General features: G+C 73.1%; 9 protein-coding genes. 6 read left to right on the forward strand and 3 right to left on the reverse strand.

Annotated features, from left to right (window positions below; genetic code table 11):
- The first annotated feature begins 150 nt into the window (after positions 1 to 150).
- The 4 genes from def to AB0K37_RS37755 all read left to right on the forward strand — a co-directional run bounded on the left by def (position 151) and on the right by AB0K37_RS37755 (position 4,369).
- Positions 151 to 678 carry a peptide deformylase gene (def, locus tag AB0K37_RS37740; protein WP_363989773.1) on the forward strand — a complete coding sequence of 176 codons (528 nt, stop codon included), beginning with the start codon at positions 151 to 153 and terminating at the stop codon, positions 676 to 678.
- Positions 679 to 849: 171 nt separating this feature from the next.
- Positions 850 to 1,578, forward strand: coding sequence for a response regulator transcription factor (locus tag AB0K37_RS37745; RefSeq protein ID WP_363989795.1), 729 nt, complete (start codon positions 850 to 852; stop codon positions 1,576 to 1,578).
- Entirely contained in the window at positions 1,578 to 3,125 is a 1,548-nt protein-coding gene (locus AB0K37_RS37750) for an ATP-binding protein (RefSeq protein WP_363989776.1), read from the forward strand. Before AB0K37_RS37745 ends, AB0K37_RS37750 begins: the two co-directional genes overlap by 1 nt.
- A 269-nt stretch (positions 3,126 to 3,394) precedes the next feature.
- The gene (locus AB0K37_RS37755; protein WP_363989779.1) at positions 3,395 to 4,369 is read left to right on the forward strand and encodes a trypsin-like peptidase domain-containing protein; all 975 of its coding nucleotides are present in this window, start codon (positions 3,395 to 3,397) and stop codon (positions 4,367 to 4,369) included.
- A 188-nt stretch (positions 4,370 to 4,557) separates the two neighbouring features.
- Here AB0K37_RS37755 and AB0K37_RS37760 read toward each other — a convergent pair whose 3' ends face one another.
- Positions 4,558 to 5,427 carry an oxygenase MpaB family protein gene (locus tag AB0K37_RS37760; RefSeq protein ID WP_363989782.1) on the reverse strand — a complete coding sequence of 290 codons (870 nt, stop codon included), beginning with the start codon at positions 5,425 to 5,427 and terminating at the stop codon, positions 4,558 to 4,560.
- A gap of 128 nt (positions 5,428 to 5,555) precedes the next feature.
- Between AB0K37_RS37760 and arfB the strand changes: the two genes are divergently transcribed.
- Both arfB and AB0K37_RS37770 read left to right on the forward strand, forming a co-directional pair.
- Positions 5,556 to 5,981 (forward strand): alternative ribosome rescue aminoacyl-tRNA hydrolase ArfB, encoded by a 426-nt coding sequence (gene arfB, locus AB0K37_RS37765; protein ID WP_363989784.1) that lies wholly within the window; start codon positions 5,556 to 5,558, stop codon positions 5,979 to 5,981.
- Positions 5,982 to 6,018: 37 nt separating this feature from the next.
- Positions 6,019 to 6,507, forward strand: coding sequence for an isochorismatase family protein (locus AB0K37_RS37770; protein ID WP_363989786.1), 489 nt, complete (start codon positions 6,019 to 6,021; stop codon positions 6,505 to 6,507).
- Positions 6,508 to 6,621: 114 nt separating this feature from the next.
- Here AB0K37_RS37770 and AB0K37_RS37775 read toward each other — a convergent pair whose 3' ends face one another.
- Together AB0K37_RS37775 and AB0K37_RS37780 are read right to left on the reverse strand one after the other, a co-directional pair.
- Positions 6,622 to 8,430, reverse strand: coding sequence for a M4 family metallopeptidase (locus AB0K37_RS37775; protein ID WP_363989789.1), 1,809 nt, complete (start codon positions 8,428 to 8,430; stop codon positions 6,622 to 6,624).
- Positions 8,431 to 8,652: 222 nt separating this feature from the next.
- Positions 8,653 to 9,055: helix-turn-helix transcriptional regulator (locus tag AB0K37_RS37780; protein WP_363989792.1), on the reverse strand; the 403-nt coding region annotated here is incomplete at its 5' end.

Below are 9,055 nucleotides of genomic sequence, written 5' to 3' on the forward strand. Positions count from 1 at the left end.
CGGCGACCAGGAGATCGAGGCGATCGGCCACTGGCCGCACGGGCACGGGATCCTCGGCCTGCTGATCCGGGAGCCGCCGGGCCCTGAGCAGGCCTGGCGCACCGCCCTGCGCGTTCTCCGGGATCCGGCGCCCTATATAGGATCTTTCAGGTGAGCAAACGGACCCATCCGCGCGGAACCGCCCGCCCGGTCAGGCTTCTCGGCGACCCGGTCCTGCGCACCGAGTGCGACCCGGTCCGGACGTTCGACGCGTCCCTGGAGCGCCTCGTCGACGACATGTTCGTCACCATGTACGAGGAGGACGGCGCCGGCCTCGCCGGCAACCAGATCGGCGTCGGCCTGCGGATCTTCGTCTACGACGTCGAGGACGACCGGGGCCGCCGCCACGTCGGCCACGTCGTGAACCCGACGCTGGTCGCCGCCGACGGCGAGCTGGTGGTCGAGTCGGAGGGCTGCCTGTCGGTTCCCGGCCTGCGCTTCGACACCCCCCGCCACCACCACGCCGTCGTCGAGGGCGTGGACGTGAAGGGCAGGCCCGTCCGCGTCGAGGGGACCGGCTACTTCGCCCGCTGCCTCCAGCACGAGTGCGGGCATCTGGCGGGCGAGGTCTACATCGACGTGCTGTCCGGGGACGCCCGGCGCAAGGCGATGCGGGCGATCCGCGCCCTCCGCGAGTAGGGCTGTGTTCCACAGTCCCGGCCCACGTCGAGACAGGCCCTAGGCCCCGGCCGGAACCGGGGCGCGACCCGCCCGTCCCGCGCAGGCGCTCAACCTGTCCTCTGCCCGCATTCAGGTGACGTTCAGGTTGGGATGGCAACCTCTGCGATGATGTGGAGGGGGACTGTGCCAGTGGTCGAACGTACGGCGAACGGCGGCAGGGCGGCTGAGGCGACGCTGCTCGTCGTCGAGGACGAGCCCAACATCCTGGAGCTCCTCGCCGGCAGCCTGCGCTTCACCGGTTTCGAGGTGATCACCGCCACCAACGGCGCGGACGCGGTCCAGTCGGCGCGGCGGCACCGGCCCGACCTGATCGTGCTGGACGTGATGCTGCCCGACATCGACGGGTTCGACGTCGCGCGGCGGCTGCGCTCCGGCGGGAACCACACCCCCGTGCTGTTCCTGACCGCGCGGGACGCCGTCCAGGACCGGATCAAGGGGCTGACGATCGGCGGCGACGACTACGTCACCAAGCCGTTCAGCCTGGAGGAGGTCATCGCCCGCATCCGGGCGGTGCTGCGGCGGTTCCGCGGCGGCGTGACCGAGCCGCCGCCGCGCATGGTCTTCGCCGACATCGAACTGGACGAGGACAGCCACGAGGTGTGGCGCGGCGGCAGGCCCGTCCAGCTGTCGCCGACCGAGTTCAAGCTGCTGCGCTACTTCATGGCGAACGCGGGCCGGGTCGTGTCCAAGGCGCAGATCCTCGACCACGTGTGGAACTACGACTTCCGCGGCGACGCGGGGATCGTCGAGTCGTACGTCTCCGCGCTGCGCCGCAAGGTCGACAACACCGAGCCCCGGCTGATCCACACGCTGCGCGGCGTCGGCTACGTGCTGCGCGAGCCGTCGAGAACGGGCTGATGGTCACGCGGGTCCCTTCGGCGGCCGCCCCTCCCTCGGCGCGGGGCGCCGGCGGCGCGGCCGCGGCGGGGGGCCTCGCGCGGCTGTGGGCCCGCACGTCGCTGCGCGTCAAGCTGATCGCCGGGATGCTCGTCCTGGTCACGCTCGGCATGACGGTGATGAGCGCGGCGGGCGCGTCCGTGCTGCGGCAGTACCTCGTCGGACGGGCCGACGACCAGCTGCGCGGCTCGGTCGGGCGGGCGATCGACCAGGTCGTCCCGCAGCTGGAGAGCGGGCAGACGCGGATCACCGTGCGGATCCCGAGCGAGATGTACGGGCAGGTCCGCACCACCGACGGCCGCTCGCTCGGACAGAACGAGGCGTGGAGCGAGGCCGGCCATCCGCGCCTGCCGGCCGACCTGAACAAGCACGTCGACCGGCCGTTCACCGTGACCGGGACCGGCGGGTCGACGTGGCGGATCCTGGCCGAGCCGATCCCCGGCGGCGCGGTGATCGTGCTCGCGTTCAGCCTGGAGGAGATCGACCGGACCGTGCAGCGGCTGGTGGTGATCGACGCGATCGTCGGGCTGGCCGTGCTGGCCGTGCTGGCGGTGGTCGGCGTCGGCGTCGTCCGGGCCAGCCTGCGCCCGCTGTCGGCGGTGGAGGAGACGGCGGGTGCGATCGCGGCGGGCGATCTGTCCCGGCGCGTCCCGGAGGCGGACCCGGGGACGGAGATGGGCCGGCTCGGACGGTCGCTGAACACGATGCTCGGGCAGATCGAGGCGGCGTTCGGGGCGCGGGCGGAGTCGGAGGCGGCGGCGCGGCGCTCGGAAGAGGCGGCGCGGCGTTCGGAGGAGACGGCGCGGCGCTCGGAGGAGCGGATGCGGCGGTTCGTCGCGGACGCCAGCCACGAGCTGCGCACCCCGCTGACCGCGATCCGCGGGTTCGCCGAGTTCTACCGGCAGGGCGCGGCCCGCTCCCCCGAGGAGCTGGGCCGGCTGATCGGCCGGATCGAGGAGACCGCGTCCCGGATGGGCCTGCTGGTGGAGGACCTGCTGCTGCTCGCCCGGCTGGACCGCCAGCGCCCGATCGAGCGGCGCCCGGTGGACCTGCTCGCCGTCGCCGCCGACTCTGTCCAGGAGGCGAGAGTCCTGGCACCCGAGCGCACGATCGACCTCACCGTCGAGGGAGGGCTGGCGTACCAGGTGCTGGGGGACGAACCGCGGCTGCGGCAGGTCCTCGGCAACCTGCTCGCCAACGCGGTCACGCACACCCCGGCGGGCACGCCGGTCGAGGTGCGGCTGTCGCCGGGCACTCTGCGGGGCGAGCCGGCCGCGGTCGTCGCGGTCGCCGACCAGGGGCCCGGGCTGGCTCCCGACCAGGTGGAACGGGTCTTCGAGCGCTTCTACCGCTCCGACGAGGGCCGCTCGCGCGACGACGGCGGCGCGGGTCTCGGCCTCGCCATCGTCGCCGCGCTCGTCGCCGCCCACGAGGGCGTCGTCCGGGCCGACTCCGCGCCCGGCGAGGGCGCGACGTTCTCGGTCGTCCTGCCGCTGGCGGACGACTAGGGGCGGCGGTCGGGAAACACCGCCGCCCCGTTCAGGAAACGTTCAGGATTGTGGGTTCCAATGGATCCACAGGGCGCGCCCCGGTCTCGACGGGGAGCGGGAGGCCGCGCCCTGGCCAGCTTCGCGACGGTCGGCACGGCGGCCGAAGGGACCACCCTTCGGCCGCTTTTTCATGGCATTCAGGCGTTCAGCACACTTTCAGGTCGGCTCCAGGCGGCCTGCAGACCCGGGGCGCACTCTTCATGGTGAGAGAGCGACAGGGGGATCCGATGAACGCCGACCGGCCGCAACAGCAGCCTTGGGAGCCCAGCAGACCCGGAGAGTCCAGCACACCCGGCTTCGAGCCTTACCCGCAGTGGGCGGGCGACGTCCCGCCGCGGCAGCAACCGGCGGCGCCGTCCCGTCCGGGCATGTTCGGCACGGGTGTGCTGAGCACGACGCGGCACAAGCTCGCCGCCGTGGGCGCCGCGATGGCGCTGGCCCTGGGAGCGGGCGGCGCCGGCGCGGGCGTGGTGCTGGCGCTGACGCACAAGAGCACCGTCTACGCGAGCCCGACGGCCGTCTCGGGGGTCTCGTCCAAGAGCACGACCGCGCAGGTCGCCGCCGCCGTTCAGCCGAGCGTGGTGTCGATCCAGGCGCAGACGGCGTCCGGCGTGGAGGGCGGCTCGGGCGTGGTCCTGCGCTCGGACGGCGTGATCCTCACGAATGCGCACGTGGTGTCGGGCGCCCAGCAGGTCGCGGTGAAGTTCAGCGACGGCAGGACGGCCTCGGCGCGGGTCCTCGGCGCGAACACCGCGGAGGACATCGCCGTGGTCAAGGCGCAGGGGGTGTCGGGTCTGAAGCCCGCGACGCTCGGCACCGGCGGCCGCGTCTCGGTCGGCGACGAGGTCCTCGCCGTGGGCAGCCCGCTCGGGCTGGACGGCTCGGTGACGTCCGGCATCGTCAGCGCCCTGGGCCGTGAGATCCAGGAGGGCGGCGACCAGCAGCAGCTCCCGCCGGGGCTCCAGGGACGGCTGTCGCAGCAGCAGCAGACCGTGATCAAGAACGCGATCCAGACCGACGCCGCCATCAACCCCGGCAACTCCGGCGGCGCGCTGGTGAACGCCGCGGGCCAGGTGATCGGCGTCAACACCGCCATCGCCACGTCCGGGAGCAGCGAGGGGAACATCGGGGTCGGCTTCGCCATCTCCATCGACTCCGCCAAGAAGGCCGCCGACGCGATCATCGCCGGCGCATCGGTCTGACCCGGGACGCCGTCCGGCCAGGGCTCTGGGGGGAGCGGGCGGCCGGCGGCGACCCGGGCCGGTAGGTCCTCCCGGCCGGGCCGGGCGGGAGGACCGAGCAAGGGAGAGCGGCCGCGCGACCTGCCTGTGGGTCGCGCGGCCGCTCACATTCGTCTCCGGCCGGCCGTCCGGTCCGCCCGGGCCTGCGGTCAGCCCTGTTCCGGGGCCGCGCCCCGCACCGCGACGGCCGGACGGCGCTTCAGCTTCGCCAGCATGCGGCGGGTCGTGAGCAGGTAGTACTCGCGCGGCAGCGTGCGGACGCGCAGCGGCAGCCGCGGGTACACGAGCGCGATCACGCCGACCAGGAGGCGGAACCGGCGCTCCCGTGCCGCGTTCCAGGTCCACCCGTACTGCTCGCGGATCGGCGCGGGCATCAGCCCCGCGGTGAGCAGCCGGATCGCCGCGAGCCCGGGCGCGTGCAGCGGCCCGCCCGGCAGCCTGGGGTTCAGCACCTGCTCGGCGATGGCCCGCGACGCGTCGGTGATCTCCAGGCCGCGCAGCATCCCCGCGTAGTACTCGCGGAACCGCGGGTACGTCTCCGGCATCCGCTCCTCCGGGCAGCCGAGGATCGTCGCGTAGACCTTGGTCTGCCGGTAGAACTCCTCCAGCTCCGCGTCGGTGAACGTCCGCCGGAAGACCAGCTGGTAGAACTGCACCGCCACCGCGAACAGCGTGGCCGCGACCCACACCTGCAACTCCGGGTCGTTCGCCTCGTAGTCCGGGCCCGTGACGGCCGCGTGCCCCTTGGTGACCAGGGCGCTGAAGGTCTCGGCCTCCTCCTTCGTCCCGAACTGCACCGCGTAGAGCCATCCCATCGTGTTCCGCAGTCTGCGCAGCGGGTCGTCCGCCGTGTAGCTGTGGTCGTAGACGCCCTGCGCGACCTTGGGGTGCGCGGTCTGGAGGAGCGACGCGGCCCCGCCCGCGGCGATCAGCACGCCCTCCCGCGTGATGACGCGGATGAGGTCGTCGTCCCGGAAGAGTCCTGGTCCATCGGCATGGTCATCGGCGAGAACGGTCATGGCGTCCAGTGTAAGTAAGTACTTTCAGCGGCCGCCAGTCGGACCCGCGAGCCGGAGGCCGCCGGAGCGACGCGGCGGCTCGCGATATTGGAGCGACCGGGCCGGCCCTTCCCTGCGACAATGGGGGCATGCCCGCCCAGATCCACGTCCGCGGCTCGGTCTCCATCCCGGAGTCCGAGCTCGGCTGGCGCTTCTCCCGCTCCTCGGGGCCGGGCGGGCAGCACGTCAACACCAGCGCCACCGCCGCCGAGCTCTCCTTCGACGTCGCGAACTCGCCGTCCCTCCCCGAGCCGCTGCGCGCCCGCGCCCTGGAGCGCCTGTCCGGCCGCCTGGTCCGCGGCGTCCTCACGATCCGCGCCGAGGAGTACCGCTCCCAGCAGCGCAACCGCGACGCGGCCCGCACCCGTCTGGCGACCCTCCTGGCCGAGGCGACGGCCCCGCCCCCGAAGAAGCGCATCCCCAAGAAGGTCCCCCGGGGCATCAACGAGCGCCGGCTGGAGAACAAGAAGCGCCGCAGCAACGTGAAGCGCCAGCGCAGCGCCCGCTGGGACTGACCCGCCCCCGGGCTCCAGGCACCCTAAAATGATCTTCATGTCTTCCGGGCTCGTCCTCATCGACCTCATGCCGCGCATCATGGCCCTGCCGCTCGCCCCCCACTCCGGGGAGGACGTGTTCGACCGCTGCCGGACGCTCGCCGAGGCGTTCCGCGCGCAGGGGCGGCCGGTCGCGCTCGTGCGGGTCGAGCGTCCGAACGTCCCCGAGCAGCCCGCGGGCAGCGAGCTGGCGCCCGGGCTCCAGGCGCCCGGCGACATCGTCGTCGTGAAGCGGACGATCGGCGCGTTCCACGGCACCGATCTGCACGAGCGCCTGCGGGAGCGGGGGATCACGACGCTCGTCTTCGGCGGGCTCGTCACGACCATGGGCGTGGAGTCGACCGCGCGGGTCGCGAGCGACCACGGCTACGAGCTCGAGTTCGTCGCGGACGCGATGTCCGACCGCACCGCCGAGGAGCACGACTTCGCCGTGCGGCGCACCTTCCCGAGGTTCGGCGCCGTCAGGAACACCGCCGACTACCTCTGATCGATCGTCCGGCGGCCTCGCCACGACGACCGGGCAGCGAAGGCGGGAGCGCACCGGAGACGGGCAGCGCGACGCCGCGGTGCTCGGCGGAAGCACCGCGGCGCGCGGGTTCGGTCAGATCCTCTCCCAGAGGGCGGGGACGTTGGGCGGGGTCCAACCGGGCATGGCGGTGTGGGCCTGGAGGCATCGGTAGCTGGCGCCGTCGTAGGTCACCACGTCGCCGGTGTTGTACGCGGTGCCCGCGGCCCACGATCCGCTCGGGTCGCCGGGGCCGGGGTCTCCGGGCCCCGGGTCGCTGACGCGGCCGCCGACGTTGACGCCGGCCCACGCGTTCGCTGTCGCCGCGTACTCGGCGCTGGACTGCCCGTACAGCTTGGACGCGGCCGCGAGGGTGGAGCGGCGGGCGTCGGCGTAGTCGGTGGTGGGGCGCATCTCCTCGGTGAGCGCCTTGTACCAGATCGCCGCGGCCTTCTCCCGGCCGATGCCGGTGACGGGCTTGCCGTCGGAGGTCGGCGAGTTGTACGCGGTGCCGTTGATCACCTTGGAGCCGCTGCCCTCGGACAGCAGGTAGAAGAAGTGGTTGGCGATGCCCGAGGAGTAGTGGACGTCCACGTTCCCGGCGTTCGGCGACCAGCTGTCCAGCGACGAGCCGTCCTTGCCGGGACGGTCCATGTACCGCAGCGGCGCGCCGTCGCCGCGCAGGTTGATCTTCTCGCCGATGAGGTAGTCGCCGACGTCGCTGGAGTTGTTCGCCCAGAACTCCATGGCGGTGGCCATGATGTCCGAGGTCGCCTCGTTCAGGCCGCCGGACTCGCCCTGGTAGACCAGGCCGGCCGTGTTGGACGTGACGCCGTGCGTCATCTCGTGGCCCGCGACGTCCAGTTCGGTCAGGGGCTTGCTGTTGCCCTGGCCGTCGCCGTACGTCATGCAGAAGCAGCTGTCGTCCCAGAAGGCGTTGACGTAGCTGGTGCCGTAGTGGACGCGGGAGTACGCGCCGACGCCGTCACCGCGGATCCCCGACCGTCCGAAGACGGTCTTGTAGAAGTCCCAGGTCTCCCCGGCGCCGTAGGCGGCGTCGACCGCGGCGGTCTGGCTGTTGCTCGCCGTGCCGTCGCCCCAGGTGTCGTCGGCGTCGGAGAACAGCGTCCCGCGCCCCGAGGTGGCCCGGTTGAGGTTGGTGGTGTCGTGGTTGCCGCGCCCGGTGTCGCGCAGGACGTAGCCGCCGCCGGACGAGCTGGTGCCGAGCTGGACCGTGCCGGAGTACTGGCTCCTGCCGGTGCCGGTCTGCACGCCCTGCCACTCGATGATCTTCTTGCCGGAGACGGCGTCGGTGAGGACGTGCAGCCGGTTGGGCGTGCCGTCCCTCTGCGTCCCGCCGACCACGGTCTCCCAGGCGAGGACGGGCTCGCCGCCCTCGCCGACCCACACGACCTTGCGCGGGGCGACGCTGCCCTCGGCCTTCGGCGTGTTCGGCTTGGTGGGCACCAGGGTCTTCGGCGCGGTCTCCACCTCCAGCGGCTTGGTGAGCGCCTGGGAGACCCGCTCGATCGAACCGGCCTTGGACCGGTGCACGATGAGGTCGCCGCCGAGGACGGGCAGGCCCTCGTAGGTGCTCTCGTAGTGCGTGTGGGTGGTGCCGTCCTGGTCCTTGACGACGGTCTTCACCTTCAGGCCGACCTTCGCGCCGAGCTTCAGCGCGGACTTGGTCTCGTCCTGCCGCGCCGCGGCCCGGCCGACGAGCGTCCTGTACTCCTGCGCGCTCACCTTCGCCGGCAGCTGGCCGGGGTCGCCCTTCGGCGCCCGCGCGGGTGCGGCGGACGCCGGGCCCATCGGCATGCTCAGCAGCGCCATGGCGGCGACGGTGACCAGGGAGGTGCTCAGGGCGACGCGCCTGTGGGCGCGTCCGGGGGTCGTGGATCTCACGGGGGTACTCCTTGTCTGCCGGCCGCCGCGGGGGACGCCCGAGGGGGAGCGCTCCAGCGGCCCGGTGGGGCCGCGGAACTCCGGAGTGGGGGGTTGCCTCGGGAACGATGACACGCCATGTCCGGCATGTCATCGGAAAGTTCTCCCTGCACAAGAGGTGTAGGGAGGGGCGCCGCACCGCAAGGGAAACCCCTACACGGCCAGGGGGCGGACAAGGGTTCCCTAGTGCGGCGGCGACGCCCCGGGACCGGCCGGCCCGCCGCCCAGCAGCGCCCCGAGCTGCGCCCGGGAGCGGATGCCGAGCTTGCGGTAGATGCGGGTGAGGGACGCCTCGACGGTCTTCACGCTCAGATACAGCCGGTTGGCCACCTGCTGGTTGGTGGCGCCCTGGCCGACGAGGACGGCGATCCGCCGCTCCCCCTCGGTCAGCGACGCCCGGGCGGCGGAACCGGCCGCGGCGGGACCGTCCCGCAGGCCCGTCTCCAGGCGGGACAGCCGGTGCCGCGCCTGCTCGATCCAGGGCCGCGCCTCGCACCGCGAGAAGATCTCCAGGGCGTCCTCGGCCGCCCGCCGCGCGGGCGCTCCGCGCCGCCGGCGCCGCTCGACGCGCGCCGGGTGGAGCAGG

This window comes from Actinomadura sp. NPDC049753 (genome assembly GCF_040674655.1).
Lineage (GTDB): Bacteria > Actinomycetota > Actinomycetes > Streptosporangiales > Streptosporangiaceae > Spirillospora > Spirillospora verrucosospora.

Excerpts from the sequence above, each read along its gene's own strand:
- AB0K37_RS37750 (WP_363989776.1), top strand. The coding sequence starts at position 1,578 with ATGGTCACGCGGGTCCCTTCGGCGGCCGCCCCTCCCTCGGCGCGGGGC.
- AB0K37_RS37755 (WP_363989779.1), top strand. The coding sequence starts at position 3,395 with ATGAACGCCGACCGGCCGCAACAGCAGCCTTGGGAGCCCAGCAGACCC.
- AB0K37_RS37760 (WP_363989782.1), bottom strand. The coding sequence starts at position 5,427 with ATGACCGTTCTCGCCGATGACCATGCCGATGGACCAGGACTCTTCCGG.
- arfB (WP_363989784.1), top strand. The coding sequence starts at position 5,556 with ATGCCCGCCCAGATCCACGTCCGCGGCTCGGTCTCCATCCCGGAGTCC.
- AB0K37_RS37770 (WP_363989786.1), top strand. The coding sequence starts at position 6,019 with ATGTCTTCCGGGCTCGTCCTCATCGACCTCATGCCGCGCATCATGGCC.